Below are 17,391 nucleotides of genomic sequence, written 5' to 3'. Positions count from 1 at the left end.
TCAGAACAGTGTTGGGGGAAGTGCATCCTCGAACTCGAGCAGCCAGCGTTTCGTGGCCACCCCCTCGCCACGACGGCCGCCTGAGTACCCGCCGAGGCTGTCGCTGGCGACGACACGATGGCAGGGGATGACCAGCGGAAGTGGATTCATCCCCATGATGCTGCCGATTCCTCTGGCATGGATTCCGGTTCCGCTGCGTTGGGCGAGTTCGCCGTAGGTGACGGTGGTGCCGAATTCGACAGTGTCATTGAGAGTAGTGAGGACCTGTCGCGCAGTCGCGGAGATCGGGCCGAGGTCCAGATGCAGGTCGAAAGTGGTGAGACTGCCGTCGAAATAGGCGCGTAGTTGTCGAAGCGCTTCGGCCAGGAGCGGATTGGATGCATTGAGGTCCGGGACAACGGCGTCGCTGCCTGTGCTGTCGTCGGGCTCAACCCACTTCACACGGACGATGGACTGCCCATAGCTGGTGACGGTGATGGGACCGACGGGTGTGGTCATCGTCGTCTGGGAGAGATCGTCGTCCTCGGCTTCAGTGCGGGGTGCCTCGATCGGATCCATCTCAGGTCTCCTCAGCATCGTCGGATCGGCTCTAGTGGTGGCATTCTCGCAGAAATGCTGGAGCCTTCTACTGCCAACCTAGCGCACACGTGTGGCCCGGTCGATGACAACCGGGCCACACGCATTCGGCATTCAGCCTTCGAGCTTGCCAGCTCGGAAGTCCTTGGCGAAAGCTGGATTGTCACCCAGCCATTCAGCAACCGCCTTTTCAGGTGTCTCCCCGTTGTATTCGTCCTCGGAGAACATGAGGGCTTCCAGGTCTGCCAACTGTTCCTCGGTCATTGCGAAGTTCTTGACCGCCTGAGAGACGTAGGGAAACTTCTTCACTGAGTCCTTGTTTCCAACGTTGTACAGGATCTCTTTGTCACCGAACGAATCTTTCGGGTCGTCGAGGTCACGCATGGGGAACTTGCTGTAGGCCCAATGTGGGTGCCATAAGGTGACCGCGACGTTGTCTCCTGCATCGGTGGACTTCTTCACTTGGGCCAACATGGCCGGTGTCGACGAGATCTTATATTCGTATCCTTCGAGACCGTAGTCGGGAATGACCTCTTCCTTGGTCACTTTCGTCAGTCCTGCTCCCGCTTCGATTCCGTAGAGGGTGTTATCGTAATCGTCGCCCATGGTCTTTAGATCGTCGATGGTTTGGGCAGGGGAATCTTCATTGACGGCGATGGTGTTCTGGGCCGCACCGTACCAGCAGCCTTGCAGATCGATATCGTTCTTGACTCTGTCGTAATAGCTTGCGTGGGTCGTGGGCATCATCATGTCCATATGGAAGTCGATGTCGCCCCGCCCCACAGCACTGTAGGCGGGTCCTGCTTCCAACTCCTGGACCTCGACCTCGTAACCATCCTGCTCGAGCAGATTCTTGATGGTGTAGACGCTGGCAAAGGTTTCGTCCCATCCGTTGAAGACCGCGAACTTCACCTTCTTGTCATCATCGGCCTCAAGCGACTCCAGGTCAGCGCCGTCCGCGCCCGGCGCGCATTTCGACCAATCCTTATCACCGGCAGCAGAATCGTTGTCGTCGCCGTATCCTCCACCGCTGTTGCTCGCTCCGCACGCTGACATCATCAGCACGGCTGCGGCGGCGATTCCGCCGAATTGTAAGAACTTCTTGGTCTGCATGACTACTCCTTGTCCATTTGTTTCCCGAGGCGCGGGCGCTGTCGGCAGCGCTGAGAAGATGCATGAGCGGCCAGGCGTTGCTAACGCGTCTCGTTGCAGCAAGTGAGGGAGGGTTGCAGATAGACGTCTGCAACCCTCCCTCACTGCGATCTCTTCTTGCTCAGTCAGTTCCCTGACTGATGTCGGACTTGTGATCCCGGCAAGTTCGCTTATTTGGCGAGTTCGCCCTTCTTCCACTGGTCGACGAAGTCAGGGTTTTCCTTCAGCCATTTGGCGACGGCCTTTTCGTGGTCCTTGCCGTTGTAGTTGTCCTCGGAGAACATAAGGTTCTCAAGGCTGGCGAGGTGGTCGTCGTCAAGGACGAGGTTCTGGAGCAGCTGTGAGACATATGGGTGCTCTTCGGCTGCGTCCTTGCCGGAGAAGCTGTACACGCGCTCGGCGTCTCCCATGGCATTCTTCGGATCCTTGAGGTCACGAACTGGGAAAGCATCGTAGGCCCAGTGCGGACGCCACAGTGTCACTGCCACGTTCTCATCGGCATCGGTCGACTTCTTCAGCTGTGCGAGCATGGCTGGGGTCGACGAAATCTTGTAGTCGAGGTCCTCGAGACCGTATTCCGGAATCGCCTTTTCCTTCGTGGTCTCAGTCAGACCTGCACCGGCTTCGATTCCGTAGAGTGTGTTGTCGTACTCGTCGCCCATCGTTTTGAGGTCTTCGATGGTTTTGGCGGGAGAGTCCTCGTTGACGGCGATGGTGAGCTTGGCATTGTCATACCAGCAACCATGATCAACCATCTTGTCGCCGAACTTCTCCAAGTAGCTTGCGTGGGTCAGCGGCAACCAGGTGTCGGTGACAAAGTCGACGTCGCCCTGGGTGATGCCCGTATAGGCAGGACCGGCATCCAACTCCTGGGTCTTGACCTTGTAGCCGTCGGCTTCGAGGACGTTCTTGATCAGATAGGTGGTGGCATATGACTCGTCCCAGCCGTTGAACACTGCGAACGAAACATCCTTGTCATCATCAGTCAGGTCGCTGGCGTCCTTGGAGCCGTCGCCGGGTGTGCAGTTCGCCCAATCCTTGTCCGATGCAGACTTTGTCTCTTCACCGCCGGCGCCGCCCGAATTCGATGCACCGCAGGCAGTCAATGCGAGGGCACTTGCTGCCAAGACACCGCCAAGTTTGATCAACCGAGACATTTTATTAGTTCATCCTTCTTCATTTTTGTTCTGTTGAGAGTCGCCGGGAGCACAGGCAATCGCACGTGCGGAAGAAAGGGGCAGCATCGCAAGTCATCAGCTTGCAATACTGCCCCTCGTCGCATGACAGCAAACTGTCATCGACGGCAAGCTCGCTTATTTGGCGAGTTCGCCCTTCTTCCACTGGTCGACGAAGTCAGGGTTTTCCTTCAGCCATTTGGCGACGGCCTTTTCGTGGTCCTTGCCGTTGTAGTTGTCCTCGGAGAACATAAGGTTCTCAAGGCTGGCGAGGTGGTCGTCGTCAAGGACGAGGTTCTGGAGCAGCTGTGAGACATATGGGTGCTCTTCGGCTGCGTCCTTGCCGGAGAAGCTGAAGATCCTCTCGGCGTCTCCCATGGCATTCTTCGGATCCTTGAGGTCACGAACTGGGAAAGCATCGTAGGCCCAGTGCGGACGCCACAGTGTCACTGCCACGTTCTCATCGGCATCGGTCGACTTCTTCAGCTGTGCGAGCATGGCTGGGGTCGAGGAGATCTTGAATTCGAGGTTGTCGAGACCGTATTCCGGAATCGCCTTTTCCTTCGTGGTCTTCGTCAGACCTGCACCAGCGTCGATTCCGTAGAGTGTGTTGTCGTACTCGTCGCCCATCGTTTTGAGGTCTTCGATGGTCTTGGCGGGAGAGTCCTCGTTGACGGCGATGGTGAGCTTGGCATTGTCATACCAGCAACCATGATCGACGAGGTCATCACCGTACTTCTCGATGTAGCTCTCGTGGGTCAGCGGCAGCCAACCGTCGGTGAAGAAATCGATGTCGCCTTTTGCCACACCGGTGAACATCGGTCCAGCGTCGAGCTCGTCGGTCTTGACCTTGTAGCCGTCTTCTTCCAGGACGTTCTTGATGAGATATGTGGTGGCGTACGACTCATCCCAGCCGTTGAAGATTCCCAGCGATACTTCCTTCTTATCATCGCTGATATCTGCAACGTCCTTGGAGTCATCGCCAGGCTTGCAAGCTGACCAGTCTTTGTCGCTGGCCTTGGTCTCGTCGCCCCCGCCTGCTTCCTCGCCACCTGAGTTCGAGGCACCGCAAGCGGTGAGGGCGAGGGCGCTGGCAGCAAGAATGCCGCCCAGCTTGGTTAGTGTTCTCGTTTTCATGAGATGCTCCTTCATTTCTTGAAATGTGTGGATCAGGAAGATGCCTTGCGTGCCCGTTCAATCGGTGTCCTCTGTCCGAGGGCAGCGGTCACACGGTCGAGGAAGATTGCCACGACGACCACCGCGAGGCCAGCCTCAACGGCGAGTGGGACATCAAGTTGGCTGATGCCGCCGACGACGGCGCCACCGAGTCCGCCCGCACCGACCATGCCGGCGAGGACGACCATCGACAGGGCGAGCATGATGACCTGGTTGACGCCGGCCATGATCGTCGGCATCGCCAGAGGGATCTGAATCTTGCTGAGGATGTGTCCTGGGGAGGCGCCGAACGCTTGCCCGGCTTCAACGACCTCGGTGTTCACCTGGCGGATCGCAAGCTCAGTGAGCCTGACGCCAGGGGGCAGGGAGAAGATGATTGTTGCGATTGCGCCTGGGGTCTGGCCGATGCCGAACATCAGGATCGCCGGCACGAGGTAGGCCAGAGCAGGCATCGACTGCATGAAGTCAAGTATCGGTTTGACGACCGTTGACACCCAGCTGATCTTCGCAGCCAGGATACCGAGTGGGATCGCGATGATCAGCGCGACTATGACTGCGACGAGCACCAGCGCAAGGGTCGACATCGTGTTGTCCCACTGGTCGAGTGTGCGCACGAAGTAGAAGCCGATGAGGGTGAAGAGTCCAAGCTTCCATCCCGATGCGAAATAGGCGATGATCGCGAGAATGACGATCATCACAAAATAGATCGGGGATGAGAAGACGAGGTAGAGAACGTCGTAGAGGCCACCGAGAACGAAGTTGATGAAGTCCAGCAGCCCTTGGAACGCTTTCGTGAACCAGTCGAGGAAGTCGCTGACCCAATCACCGAGCGGAATACGCGGATTCATGAAGTTCATCAGAGGTCCCTCCCTTCTGCGTCATTGTTGGCTTCGACGGCATCACCGGTGGAAGTCGACTCCGTCGGGAGCGTGTATTCCTGAGCGAAAGCCGCACCCTTTTCAGAATCGTTATCGCCAGCGGTCGGTGATTCGACCATCGGCTCCGGTGCTTCTTGGACCGTCGGGAGCTCTCCTGTGGCAGGACCGGGATCGGCCATCGAGTTGAGGAGCGCGACTCGGGGCACGATTCCGAGCAGTCGGCTATTCTCATCGACGACAGTCAACGGCACCTTGGCTGTGGAGCTTGGTGCGAAGAGTTCGGACAGCGGAGTGTCCGGACTGACGGTGATGAGGTCTGTCTTCTCCACGATGTCGCGGATCGTCTGATGGCCTTCCTTGGCAGCCTTCACCACAGTGCGATCACTGACCAGTCCGAGGACAGTGCGGTTATCGTCGAGGACGAGGAGTCCCGAGGAATTGTTGTCCTCAAGAGTCTTCATCGCCAGGCGGGGACCTGCCTCAACGCTGATCGTGGCCTTGGTCTCGCGCATGATCGACGATGCGGTGAGCACGCGAGTGCGATCGACGTCCTGAACGAACTCGGCAATATAGTCATCTGCGGGTTCGGTGAGGATCTCTTCCGCGGTACCGATCTGGACGATCTTGCCGTCGCGCATAACGGCGATACGGTCGCCGAGGAACATTGCCTCATTGAGGTCGTGGGTGATGAAGATGATTGTCTTGTTCAGGCGTGACTGGAGTTCGACCAGCTGTTCCTGCATTTCGCGCCTGATCAAGGGGTCAAGAGCGGAGAATGCTTCATCCATAAGCAGAATGTCAGTTTCGGCCGCAAGTGCGCGGGCCAGGCCGACGCGCTGCTGCATGCCGCCCGACAGCTGCTGCGGGTATTTATCGCCCCAACCATCAAGACCGACAGTCTTCAGCCATTCTTCAGCCTTTTCCAGGCGTTTGGCCTTCGCCATGCCTTGGACCTCAAGAGCATAAGCTGCGTTCTCGCGGACCGTGCGGTGGGGCAGCAGCGCGAAGTGCTGGAACACCATCGAGACGTGTTTTCCGCGGACCTTTCGGATCGTAGACGCATCAGCTTTGGCCAAATCGGTGCCGAGGACCTCGACGGATCCGGCTGTGGTCGACCACAGGCCATTGAGCGTGCGGATCAATGTCGATTTGCCGGAACCTGACAGTCCCATGACGACGAAGATTTCGCCTGCTTCGACTTCAAAGCTGGCATCGATGACTGCGGCTGTGCCGAGTTTGGTGAGGTCTTTGCGGTCTGCGCCCTGTTCGAGTCGTTTGACGACCTCGTTCTGGCGCTTGCCGAAGACCTTGTAAACGTTTGACGCTTTGACAACGCTCACGCGATTCCTCCTTGCATTCTTGACTCTCCGCAAGAACGAGAGGCTTCACCCCCGTTTTGCGATGCGGTGGTGGTCGATCCGAACTGGTTGGATCGCACACTCGCCTCACCGCACACGGATATCTCACTCCCTATTGTAGTTTTGTTCAGGAATTTCGGAAGAGGCTTTGTCGATAGAACGCGGTGTGGCGGACTTGACGACCCATCTGACCTGGAGTGATGTAAAAGCATGCGTTACTTGATTGTTACAAACAGCTCTTGAGGCATATAGGCATAGCCTTATCCGATTTGTTACACAATGCGGATTTTTGATGGTGAACGAGGTTGTCAGCTCTCCGGGGAGATGTGGCCGTGAGTCAGGGACTCTTCAGGAAGAGTTGTTCAAGAGCTGGCGCTCAGGAACCCGAGGATCTCAGGGTTGACCACCTCGGCGAACTCTTCGAAGAAACCGTGTCGACCGCCGGGACAGATGAGAATCCGGGAGCCCGATATGCGCTCATGCAGCAGGTGGGCGTTGTCGACGGGGTTCATGAGGTCAGCATCGCCATGGACGATGAGAGTTGGCGCAGCGATCTCCGGCAGACGGGCCCAGGCGTTGTGGTGAGCGCTGATGCGCAGATGTGCCGCAGATTCCTCGGCGGTCATCGTGTCATCGCCGAGCAATTTGCTGTACCTGGGAGCCACGGTCCAGTTCGGCGTGTAGAAGAGCGAGAACAGATACTGGGTGTGTTCGCGACCGCGCAGCCGCGCCAAGGACTGCCCGACCTCGCGGGGCCGTTTGACGGACTTCGGACCTCCCAGCATTGTGCACCCCAGGACCAATGCGCTGATGAGGTCGGGGAAATCCAAGGCCAGCATCTGAGCGATGCGCCCACCCATCGACGTTCCATAGACAACAGCCTGGGTGATACCTAAATGAGCGAGAACCTCGGCAGCATCGGCGGCGAAGCTCGCCGTCGACAGTTCGCTCAGTTCGCCCCGGCTGCCGCCGGTGCCGCGGTAGTCGAATGTGACGGTGCGAAACTGGGGTTCAAAGTCCGAGCGCAGCTCGTCCCACCATTCGTGAGAGTTCGACTGCCCCTGGAGGAGGAGCAGGGCCGGAGCCTCGGGTGGGCCGCTGACCTGGATGGCGAGCGGGAATCCATCGCGAGTGGTGATCGTGAGCTGGTCCTTGGTCTCCACGTGGTGTTCCTCTCCACTGGTGCGCCGGCCTCAACGCCTAGGCTTGGGCCATGAAGCAATTGCCGTTCCTCAATGATGCCGCAGGTCCCCGATCGGTGCTCGACTCGTCCGCAGCGGCAACGACCCTGTCAGCGGCGACTCCGGCGGTCGCTGATCCACGGCGCCCGGCCATCATCGTTCCCGTCCAGGCAACGGCACCCGACGAGATCGCGCGGCAGTGCAGCGCCATCGCCGATACCGGAGCCGTCGACGTCATCGAATGGCGCATCGATCCCGTGATCGCCGGTATCACGAAGTCGCGGGATCCGAAGCCCGGTGCAGCCGACCCCCAGGGCCTCGCCGAGGCGGTCTTGGGCTTTGCCTCACACGTGTCCGCTGCAGGGCTTCCGGTTCTTATCACGCTGCGAACAGGATACGAGGGCGGAAGCGCGGAGGTGAGCGAAGAAGACTATACGGAGATTCTCAGGGCGATCATTACTGGCCTGGCAGGAATCACTTCAGGAGCCGTATGGGCACTCGATGTTGAGATCGATCGCGGCGGTGCGGCAGAACTCATCGGTGCGGCTCACAACCACGGAATCTCAGTGGTCGCCTCACATCACAATTTCGCCGGAACGGACTCGGCAGAGGCATTGGCAACCATGTTCGCGGCGATGGCTGAGGCAGGGGCAGATGTCGCGAAGATTGCGATGATGCCCACCAGCAGTGCGGATGTCGCGGAGCTCCTGCGGTCGACTGCACTCGCGGAGGACGACTTGGAGATTCCAGTCCTCGGGATCTCGATGGGTCAGCTGGGCAGGGCCAGCCGGGTCATGGGTGCTGACTTCGGCAGCTGTGCAACATTTGCGCAACTCGGGGAGTCGTCGGCACCCGGCCAGATCGCCGTGGCGGATCTGGCCGGGATGATCGACCGACTCTACGGCTGACGGGTCAGCGATTCTGCCCGATCAGCGTGGAGAACGATCAGTGGTGCTGATCGTTCAACGATGTCGACAGATCAGTTGACGTCTTCTTCGATCTGCTTGCGGAACTTCTTGGGCAGAGCATCGTCGCCGAAGTTGTTGCGCACGGTGCTGGCGGCGATACGCTGCACGACGAGCTGAGCCACTGCAACGCCGACACCCGAAACGATCGTCCAGGCCAGAGCCTCGGACATCGAGATCTCGTCATCGACGGGGTTGTTCGGTGCGGGACGTTTGGTCGACTTCTCCCAAGCGAAGGTCAAGGTCTTGCGAGCCGCGAATGCTGCCACGATGGGCGCTCCGACGCCGATGACCTGCCATGCGAGCTTTCCCATGCTCGTGTCCTTTCGTTAGACGCTTTGCCTGCGACGATGATGCGTCGCGCAGATGTCGCTGGAGTGCGAATCCGTTCGTGACCACACTAGCGCAGGACACCGGCTCATACGCAGGAGGCGGAACTTCATACTTTTGAGGGATGTGCACCGCTTAGGCGACCGATAGATTGAAGCTTCAGCGTACGAGAGGAGCAGAAATGCTCAGCAAATGGAAAGTCCTGGTCATCACCGGGCTGTTCGTCTTCGGTGCGCTGAGTTTCATCCTGGGGCTCTTCCCCCTGTTCGCCGACATCTTCTGGATCCTGTGGTTCGCCGGCTGCGGTGCCTGCATCCTCGCACTGATTCTGACAGTCATCGTGCCGTCTCCTCGCTCTGCGGAGAATCGTCGGGCAGCGGGAACGTCTGTCTCAGGTCATCCTGCAGCGTGCCGCACCGCAACGGGCCCGGCCGACGGCATCAGCCGGCCTTGATCAGCGCCTGCAGCTGCGCGGTCAGCTCCTCATCGCGTGAGATCGGGTTTCCATCCAGCTGATTGAGTGACACGGCCGTGCGCATCGAGGACACATACCAAGCGCCGTCGGCTTCGATGACCTCGCTCAGGCTCAGGTCCGCATATTCGGCACTGAAGCTGAGCTCTGCGGCGTGATCGAAGATCAGGCGCTGGGTCGTCCCCGACAGCAGACCTGCTTCCGGGAGCGGCGTGAGGAGAGTGTCGCCTCGGCGAATGATGAGGTTGGATGTCGGCCCCTCGAGGACGACTCCATCGTGAGAGACGAACAGAGCCTCATCGGCACCCTGCTCCGCCGCGTACCTGCCGGCGGCCTGGTTGACCGCGTAGGACAGAGTCTTGGCCCCGACGAGCAGCCAGGGTGCCTTGCTTCCGAGGTAGGCGTCGTAGCCGCGATCGAGGCTGACGGCCGAGATCCCCTGCGCTCGTGCGTGCTTGATCTTCTCATCGACGGGAACGTTGAACGCCCAGCCACGAGGGCTCTGGCTTCCGTCGGGATTCTGGGTGCCGCGTGACAGCGCATAGCGGACCCCGAACTCGGTGGTGGTCGGATCGGCGGCGTGCACCTCGGCGATCACGGTGTCGAGCCCGCGGTCCCACAGCTCCCGATCGGGATCGGGCAGGCCCAGCGCCGAGGCGGAGTCGCAGAATCGTGCGAAATGACGGTCACGTGACACAACGGTCATCCCGCCGCCGATGCGCACGAGAACGGTTTCGAAGATGCCGTCACCGCGATGGGCCGACAGATCCGTGACGGGCAGCTGCGGGGCACCGAGATCGGCCACCTCAACGGTGGACGCGGCGGGGTCGATGAGGACTAGAGCATCGGTCATACCGACAGTCTAGGTTCTTGGGAACCTGCGCCGAGCCTCGGCTGCACTCAGCCTGTGCTGACGCCGAACAGAAGGCCCAGGGCATAGGTCACGGCAGCTGCGCCGAATCCCACGCCGAGCTGCCTCAGAGCACGTGGGGCCGGAGCAGTTCCCGACAGCAGCCCGACGGTGCCGCCGGTGAAGAGCAGCGCGAGTCCGACGAGGCCTGCTGAGAGGAGCACGGCGGGCAGTCCGGTCATGCCGAAGATGTAGGGCAGGATCGGGATGAGCGCACCCGAGGAGAAGAAGCCGAAGCTCGACAGTGCCGCGCCCAACCCGGTGCCCAGTTCGTTGCGGTCGACGCCGGAGTCGATGCCGGGCAGTTGTGGCGCCTTTTCATTCTTCGCCGCCGCGATCGTCCTATGTGCTCGAGCATCGGCTGCGGGGGAGTCCATGCCCCTGGCACGGAAGACGAGAGCGAGCTCATTGGCATCGATGTTGAGATCGGCGAGTGCATGGCGCGACTCGGGATCCGGAGTCGAAGCATCGAGCAGCTCGCGCTGGGACCGCACGGAGATGTATTCCCCGGCGGCCATGGACAGTGCCCCGGCGAGCAGTCCGGACACACCGGTCAGCAAGATGACATGGTTGCCCACGCCCGCTGCCCCGACGCCGAGGACGAGAGCGAGGTTCGACACCAGGCCGTCGTTGGCGCCGAACACGGCGGCGCGGAAATTTCCTGACAGGCGGGCTCGGGAGCGGGCGGCGAGAGCGCGGACGACCTCGGCATGGATGCGCTCATCGGCGGCCATCTCTGCCGATGCCGCTTCCTCGTCGTCGTAGGGTGAACTCGTCTCCGACTGCTGTGCCAGAGCCAGAACGAAGACCGACCCGAACAGTCGGCCCAGGACTGCGAGGCTCAAAGTGACCAGATCGGGAGTCCGCCTCTTCTGTGCATGCTCGCCGAGGAGGTCGATCCAGTGCTCCTGATGCCGAGACTCGGCGGTGGCCAGAGCAAGCAGAATCTCCCGATCTTCACCGGAGCGACGCTCGGCCAGATTCCGGTAGACACGCTCCTCGAGTCGCTCGTTCGCCAGGTATCTCTGCCAGCGTCTGATTGTCCTGCGATCGTGCTCTTGGCGCGCATCGGGGACTGTTGATTCGTCGTTCATCACTGGTCAGATTCTACTGGAAGTAGACGTGCAAATTCAATACTTGCGCAAACGAGTAAGTGTTGGTTGTTATCAATTCGTTACCTCAAACGCTCAGAGCATGGACTAGATTAAAGCTCAATGTGAGTTGTGTCACCGTTTCGTTATAGATGTATGTATTTCGTTACCAATAGCGAAGACATTGCGAAACGTGAGAATCAAGCTTCCCCTTGAGTTCGACAGGTTGGCACCGGTGCAGCTGTCTACTTCTGACAGTGCCGGCGCCTCCCGTTCGTGCTCAGCTATTCGTGTGCTGCGATTACCCCGTGGGTGACGTCCGGTCGATGACCGGACGCGGTCAGAGATGCCCGCTCGCAGTTGTGTGCGAACAGCAGCCATGGTTCGTCTGGCACCTGAGGAGCGAAAGGAACTCTATGAAGTTGCGTACTAAAACCTGGTTGGCGGTCACCGCCGCCACCGGTCTGGCTCTCGGTGGATTCAGTCCGGCCCTGGCGGCCGGGAACGCGGGACCGAGTGAACACACCGATATGGGCGTCACCGGAGGCGCCGTAATGGATCATCTGCAGAAGATCTCCGACATCTCGACGTCGCATTCCGATGAGGGATTCCGCGCGTTGGGAACGCCCGGCTATGAGGAGGCCGTGGAGTATGTCGAGAAGACTCTCGAAGCAACCGGCAAGTTCGACGTCGAACGACAGGCCTTCGAGGTTGACGATCAGACATTCGATGAGGTCGCTGTCAGCGTGGACGGCGAGAAGCTCGAAGTCACTCCGGCCAGCTACACAGAGGGTACCGAAGAACCGCTGACTGACCTGTCTGTGGCGCTGCCGGTCGACGAGGACTACAGCGACCTGGCCGGTGGTCAGCTCGGCTGCGCAGCCAGCGACTTCGACGACAGTGCGAAGGGTGCACTCGTCCTCGTGGCACGTGGCAGCTGCTCCTTCGGAGAGAAGACCCAGGCGGCCACGGACGCCGGGGCCGCAGCGGTCATCCTCTACAACAACGACACCTCAGCACCCGATGAGGAGCTCAACGCCACCCTCGGCGAACGTGTTGAAAACGGTGCCCCCACCGTCGGTGTCAGCTACAACGTCGGCAACGACCTGCTGACCAAGATCGAGGACGCTGCCGAGGATGAGCCGCTGCTGGCGGACTTCACCCTCGAAACCGAATACACCACCTCGAAGACATGGAACGTCATCGCCGAGACCAAGGCCGGCGACCATGACAACGTCCAGATGTTCGGCGCCCACCTCGACGGCGTCAACGAGGGTCCGGGTGTCAACGACAACGGTTCCGGTACGGCCGCACTGCTGGCCAGCGCCGAGGCCCTGGCCGAGCAGCCGACCGAGAATGACAACGCCATCCGCTTCGGCTGGTGGGCTGCAGAAGAGGTCGGACTCGTCGGCTCGACCCATTACGTGGAGAGCCTGGATGAGTCAGAGCTCTCGAAGGTCAAGTCGTACATGAACTTCGACATGATCGGCTCCGACAACTTCATCGTCGGCACGCTGGATTCGGACGGCTCCGATGTGCCGATCCCCGATGACGTCACTGTGCCCGAGGGCTCGGCGGAGCTTGAGGAGATCTTCACCGACTACTTCGCCGACAACGATCAGCCCAACGTCGGAACGGACTTCTCGGGGCGTTCGGACTACCAGGCGTTCATCGACAACGGTATTCCCTCCAGTGGACTGTTCTCCGGAGCCGATGGCACCAAGACGGAGCAGGAAGCCGAATGGTTCGGCGGAACCGTTGGCGATAAGCACGACACCAACTACCACCAGTCCACGGACACGATCGAGAACGTGAACCAAGAGTCTCTCGATATCTTCGCGCCGGCCATCGGCTACGCGGTGCACACGCTGGCCTACGATCTCAGCGATGCCCCAGGCCCGAGCGACCCTCCGACTACGCCTCCGACAGATCCTCCGACGGAGACTCCTACCGAGACGCCGACGGATGATCCGACGCGGGCCCCGGGTGAGCGGAGTCTGAGCATTGATCCTAAGACGATCGATCAGGGTGACTTCGTCGGTGAGAAGGGCGTCCAGGTGGCAGCCTCCGGCTGTACCCCAGACACCTCCGCCACGATGACGGTGGAGCCGCAGAACGGCAACATCGAGAAATTCGAGCAGGCCGCGACGGCAGATGCCGATTCCGTGGCCAAGTTCGGCGTGCGCGGTCTCGACGAGTCCAAGGCCGCAACCTATGTCGGCACCTACGACGTCACGGTCGACTGCGCGGGCGGTGACCCGCTGTCCGGTTCCTTCGAGGTCTTGGCCGCCGACAGCGACGGTCCGGGTGCCGGTGACGGCGGCGAAGAGCTACCGCGCACAGGTAATGAGGCGCTGCCTCTGGTGATCTCGGCTGGCGCACTGATGGTGCTCGGCGTGATCATGACCATGGGAGCTCGCCGCCGCAGGGCCTGAGCATCCCCCGAATGCCACGCGGGCCGGTGACTGAAAAAGTTCACCGGCCCGCGTGCCCATTCACGGCCGTCAGCTTCAGGGCCTTCAGCGCTCGCCCATCTTGTTCAGGCAGAATTGCCGTGTGACTCCCAAACTCTTCTTCAAGACCTTCGCTATTGCAGAGACCATCACCTGGACACTGCTCATCATCGGCATGATCCTCAAATACACCCATATCACCGAGATCGGTGTGCGCATCGGCGGTGGCATCCACGGGTTCGTCTTCATCTGCTTCGTCATCGCCGTCATCGGCGTCGGCACCTCACAAATGTGGAGCAAGAAGCGTATCGCCACGGGCCTGGGCTCGGCCATCATTCCCTACCTCACGATTCCCTTCGAAGTCTCCGTGGCCAAGGCCGGAGCACTCGAGGGTGGCTGGGGGCTGGGCGCGAACGGACGCACCCCGCGCAACTGGTTCGAGAAACTCACCTCCTGGGCGATCCGCTCACCATTCCTGGCCATCGGCGCCGGAATCATCCTTGTCGTCATCGTCTTCAGCGGGCTGCTGTTCCTCGGCCCTCCCGGTGACTGGGGCAAGTGAACCTGAGAACCACCTCGGCGCTGGACGGCTCTGTGCAATAGTCGGGGCCTGCCCTAGGATGAGGACAACGGGCCCGATATCCACCTTTGGGCCGCCATGAACATCCTCGAATGCTGGAAGGCCCACTGATGGACCTACTTCTCGGCGCCGGTGGTATCGGCGTCCTCGTTCTCATCGTCATCATCGCAGCTATCGTCATGCTGCGGTCCTACAAAATCGCTTCCCCTTCGGAAGCACTGATCATCACCGGCAGAAATGCCAGCGGTTCCAGCGGCAGCGGCCGCATCGTCATCGGCGGTCGCGCGGTCGTGTACCCGGTCGTCCAGAAGGCGTTCTTCCTGTCGCTGTCCTCACGTCAGATCGCCGTCGCCATCGACGGCATCTCGATGAACGGCATTGCGCTGCGCCTGCATGGCGTCGCTCAGGTCAAGGTCGGCGGCACCGAGGAAGATGTGCGCAAGGCCGCGCAACGTTTCCTCGACCAGCAGGACCAGATCGAGCCCTACAGCACGGAAATCCTCTCCGGCACCCTGCGCGCCGTCGTCGGCACGCTCACCGTTGAGCAGATCATTCAGGATCGTGCTTCCTTCGCCGCTCAGGTGCAGGAAGAGTCCGCGCACTCGATGAACAACCAGGGTCTGGTCATCGATACCTTCCAGATCTCCGCGGTCGAGGACGAAGGCAGCTACCTGCGCGACTGGGGCCGCCCCCAGGCCGCCGAGGTCGCCAAGAACGCCGCCATCGCCGAGGCGAACGCCAGCCGCGCATCGTCCGTCGAGGAGGCGCTGCAGAACGAATCGACCCAGAAGCAGCAGGCTCTGACCGATCAGGCCATCGCCGAACAGCAGCAGCAGTTGGCTCTGCGCCGTGCGGCACTGAAGGAAGAAGCTGATCAGCGGCAGGCGTCGGCCGACAACGCGGGTCCCTTGGCGAACGCGGCAGAGAAGCAGAAGCTGCTCGAACGCGACCGTGTGGTCGCGAAGGAAGCCGCAGAACTGCGCGCCGAACAGCTCGACGCTGAGGTCAGGCGCCCCGCAGACGCAGAACGTTACCGTCAGCAGGCAGAAGCCGATGCCCGCGCTTACGAGATCGAAGCTCAGGGTCGGGCCGAGGCTGCAGCCGAACTGCATCGTCGGTCCAAGGACGCAGAGGCCATCCGCCTCGAAGGTGAAGCCCAGGCCGATTCGATCAAGGCCCGCGGTGAGGCAGAAGCCGGGGCCCTCCAGGCTCAGGCAGAGGCTTACAAGAAGTTCAACGATGCGGCCGTGCTGTCGAAGGTCCTCGAGGTCCTGCCGACCATCGCCGGCGAACTCGTCGCACCGTATGCGAACATCAAGGATCTCTCGATCGTCTCAACCGACGGAGAGTCCAAACTGGCGAACTCCGTGTCGAACAACCTCGCACAGGTGCTCGAAGTCGTGCGCGGCACCACAGGCATCGACCTTGGCAACCTGGTCGATAAGGCCCAGAATCAGGGCGGATCGAAGACCGCCAGCGGGTGGGTCCACGATGACTCGACCACGTTCGATGAATCGGGCGATTCCAGCGGGGCTGGATTCGCAGGGTCTGAATCGGACGACTCTGGATCGGAGGCCTCTGCCGATGATGACCAGGTCGTCGAAGGCCAGGTTTCCGAGGCGAACGGTTCCGAAGGGAGCGGCTCCAAGGGCTCCAGGAATCACTCGGGCCGCGGAGGGTCGAAGCCTTCCGGGCTGGGGGATCCCAGCGCCTGGTCGGGTGGGAACTTCGACCCGAAGGACTACCTCGACGAGAACGGTGAGCTCGACCTCAGCCACATCGGAGACGATGTGAAGAAGGCCACCGGAATCGATGTGCAGTCCTATATCGCCGATGCGCTGCGCCGGCGCGACGGCCATGATGGTGACTCCGACGGCTCCGGATCGAACGGTACTAAGGGCGGTCCGAAGGGGCCGAAGGGTGGTCCTGACAAGAAGTAGTCTGTGCTGTGATCGGCACTGACGGCAGCCTCGGGTGATCCGAGGCCTCTGTGCAGAATTGATGCGTGCGCGCTCGGCATTTGGTGCCGGGCACGTACGCATTCTGCGGTCTGAATGTCATGGTGAGATCGCGTGATGGTGCACCGATTCATAAAGACATGCGCATATGATAATGTGATTGTGTAGGAGGTTCCCATGGCACATGACCACTCACACACTTCAGGTTCGCGTCGACGCTTGGCGATCGTCTTCGGCATCGTTTTGGTGATCTTCGTCTTCCAGGTGATCGGCTCGATCATGACCGGCAGCCTGGCGCTGCTGATCGACACCGGTCATAATTCCGTCGACCTCATCGGCATCGGGATCGCGCTCTTCGCAGCTACCTTGGTCCGTAAGCCGCCGAAGGGTCAGAAGACCTGGGGGTTCCGTCGGGCCGAGGTGCTTGCCGCCGGGGCACAGGCGACTCTGCTGCTCGGTCTTGGTGTCTACAGTCTCATCGAGGGCATCCGTCGCTTCTTCGTCCCGCCCGAGGTCCCCGGCCCCGAACTGATGATCTTCGGCGCCGTCGGTCTGGCCGGCAACATCGTGTCGATCATCATCCTCAGTTCCTCCAAAGAACAGTCTCTCAACCTCAAGGCTGCTTTCCTTGAGGTCATCGCCGATGCGCTGGGATCTGTCGCCGTCATTCTCGCCGCGGTCTCGATCTGGCTCTTCGACTGGACTCGCGCCGACGCGGTGGCTGCCCTCTTCATCGCTGCATTGATCGTGCCCAGGGCGTTCTCCATCCTGAAGGAGACCGGGTCGATCCTGCTCGAGGTCGCACCCAGGGAACTCGATCTCGACAAGGTCAAGATGCACATCGAGGGGGTCGATCACGTCCAAGAGGTTCACGACCTGCACGTGACTCGCATCGATTCCAATCTCCCGGTGCTCACCGCGCATGTGGTCCTCGCCGACGAATGCTTCTACGACGGTCATGCCCCACGAATCCTCGTCGCGCTGCAGGAGTGCTTGGCTGAGCACTTCGAGGTTGCGATCGAACATTCGACGTTCCAGTTCGACAGGGCGAAGGATGCGGCATTGGAGACCCACACCCACACCTGAGGCTGTCGGCCCCCGCCATAGCTGTCGCTCGATTTCGTGATCGGCGGCTG

Annotated in this window: 16 protein-coding genes; 6 read left to right on the top strand and 10 right to left on the bottom strand. The window is 60.6% G+C overall.

The window, feature by feature from the left end; all coding sequences use genetic code 11:
• The 7 genes from INT29_RS10370 to INT29_RS10340 form a co-directional block, all read right to left on the bottom strand.
• Nucleotides 1-558, bottom strand: a complete 558-nt coding sequence (locus INT29_RS10370) for a methylated-DNA--[protein]-cysteine S-methyltransferase (protein ID WP_226841840.1) — start codon at nt 556-558, stop codon at nt 1-3.
• Between the two features lie 132 nt (nt 559-690).
• Nucleotides 691-1,689 (bottom strand): glycine betaine ABC transporter substrate-binding protein, encoded by a 999-nt coding sequence (locus INT29_RS10365; RefSeq protein WP_193071563.1) that lies wholly within the window; start codon nt 1,687-1,689, stop codon nt 691-693.
• 209 nt (nt 1,690-1,898) lie between these two features.
• Complete coding sequence (locus tag INT29_RS10360; RefSeq protein WP_101571566.1) at nt 1,899-2,885, bottom strand: glycine betaine ABC transporter substrate-binding protein; 987 nt, start codon at nt 2,883-2,885, stop codon at nt 1,899-1,901.
• A 156-nt stretch (nt 2,886-3,041) separates the two neighbouring features.
• Entirely contained in the window at nt 3,042-4,040 is a 999-nt protein-coding gene (locus INT29_RS10355) for a glycine betaine ABC transporter substrate-binding protein (protein WP_193071562.1), read from the bottom strand.
• 32 nt (nt 4,041-4,072) lie between these two features.
• Nucleotides 4,073-4,936: an ABC transporter permease gene (locus tag INT29_RS10350; RefSeq protein ID WP_101571562.1), complete on the bottom strand. Its 864-nt coding sequence runs from the start codon at nt 4,934-4,936 to the stop codon at nt 4,073-4,075.
• Entirely contained in the window at nt 4,936-6,297 is a 1,362-nt protein-coding gene (locus INT29_RS10345) for a quaternary amine ABC transporter ATP-binding protein (protein WP_101571560.1), read from the bottom strand. Before INT29_RS10345 ends, INT29_RS10350 begins: the two co-directional genes overlap by 1 nt.
• A gap of 380 nt (nt 6,298-6,677) precedes the next feature.
• On the bottom strand, nt 6,678-7,478 hold the full coding sequence (locus tag INT29_RS10340; protein ID WP_101571558.1) for an alpha/beta fold hydrolase: 801 nt from the start codon (nt 7,476-7,478) through the stop codon (nt 6,678-6,680).
• A gap of 50 nt (nt 7,479-7,528) precedes the next feature.
• Between INT29_RS10340 and aroD the strand changes: the two genes are divergently transcribed.
• The gene (gene aroD, locus INT29_RS10335; protein WP_226841839.1) at nt 7,529-8,404 is read left to right on the top strand and encodes a type I 3-dehydroquinate dehydratase; all 876 of its coding nucleotides are present in this window, start codon (nt 7,529-7,531) and stop codon (nt 8,402-8,404) included.
• Nucleotides 8,405-8,475: 71 nt separating this feature from the next.
• Here the strand turns inward: aroD and INT29_RS10330 are convergent, their stop codons facing one another.
• Entirely contained in the window at nt 8,476-8,775 is a 300-nt protein-coding gene (locus INT29_RS10330; protein WP_101571554.1) for a DUF4235 domain-containing protein, read from the bottom strand.
• A gap of 197 nt (nt 8,776-8,972) precedes the next feature.
• On the opposite strand from INT29_RS10330, the gene INT29_RS10325 reads away from it, so the two are divergent.
• Entirely contained in the window at nt 8,973-9,245 is a 273-nt protein-coding gene (locus tag INT29_RS10325) for a hypothetical protein (RefSeq protein ID WP_193071561.1), read from the top strand.
• Here the strand turns inward: INT29_RS10325 and INT29_RS10320 are convergent.
• Together INT29_RS10320 and INT29_RS10315 are read right to left on the bottom strand one after the other, a co-directional pair.
• Nucleotides 9,232-10,116 carry an aminotransferase class IV gene (locus INT29_RS10320; protein ID WP_193071560.1) on the bottom strand — a complete coding sequence of 295 codons (885 nt, stop codon included), beginning with the start codon at nt 10,114-10,116 and terminating at the stop codon, nt 9,232-9,234. The two genes, INT29_RS10325 and INT29_RS10320, sit on opposite strands and share 14 nt — an antisense overlap.
• Before the next feature lie 47 nt (nt 10,117-10,163).
• On the bottom strand, nt 10,164-11,267 hold the full coding sequence (locus tag INT29_RS10315; protein ID WP_101571728.1) for a VIT1/CCC1 transporter family protein: 1,104 nt from the start codon (nt 11,265-11,267) through the stop codon (nt 10,164-10,166).
• 413 nt (nt 11,268-11,680) lie between these two features.
• On the opposite strand from INT29_RS10315, the gene INT29_RS10310 reads away from it, so the two are divergent.
• From INT29_RS10310 to INT29_RS10295, 4 genes are all read left to right on the top strand, one after another.
• Nucleotides 11,681-13,699: a M28 family peptidase gene (locus tag INT29_RS10310; RefSeq protein ID WP_193071559.1), complete on the top strand. Its 2,019-nt coding sequence runs from the start codon at nt 11,681-11,683 to the stop codon at nt 13,697-13,699.
• Nucleotides 13,700-13,820: 121 nt separating this feature from the next.
• A complete protein-coding gene (locus tag INT29_RS10305) occupies nt 13,821-14,279 on the top strand; it encodes a DUF3817 domain-containing protein (protein ID WP_101571545.1) in 459 nt (152 codons plus the stop codon).
• A gap of 128 nt (nt 14,280-14,407) precedes the next feature.
• A complete protein-coding gene (locus INT29_RS10300; protein ID WP_193071558.1) occupies nt 14,408-16,237 on the top strand; it encodes a flotillin family protein in 1,830 nt (609 codons plus the stop codon).
• A gap of 195 nt (nt 16,238-16,432) precedes the next feature.
• Nucleotides 16,433-17,341 carry a cation diffusion facilitator family transporter gene (locus tag INT29_RS10295; RefSeq protein ID WP_101571543.1) on the top strand — a complete coding sequence of 303 codons (909 nt, stop codon included), beginning with the start codon at nt 16,433-16,435 and terminating at the stop codon, nt 17,339-17,341.
• Nucleotides 17,342-17,391: the final 50 nt, after the last annotated feature.

The sequence above is a fragment of the Brevibacterium sp. FME37 genome, assembly GCF_014897485.1.
GTDB lineage: Bacteria > Actinomycetota > Actinomycetes > Actinomycetales > Brevibacteriaceae > Brevibacterium.
The sequence above is the reverse complement of the archived record's forward strand: the minus strand, read 5'-3'. Positions and strand labels throughout refer to the sequence as shown.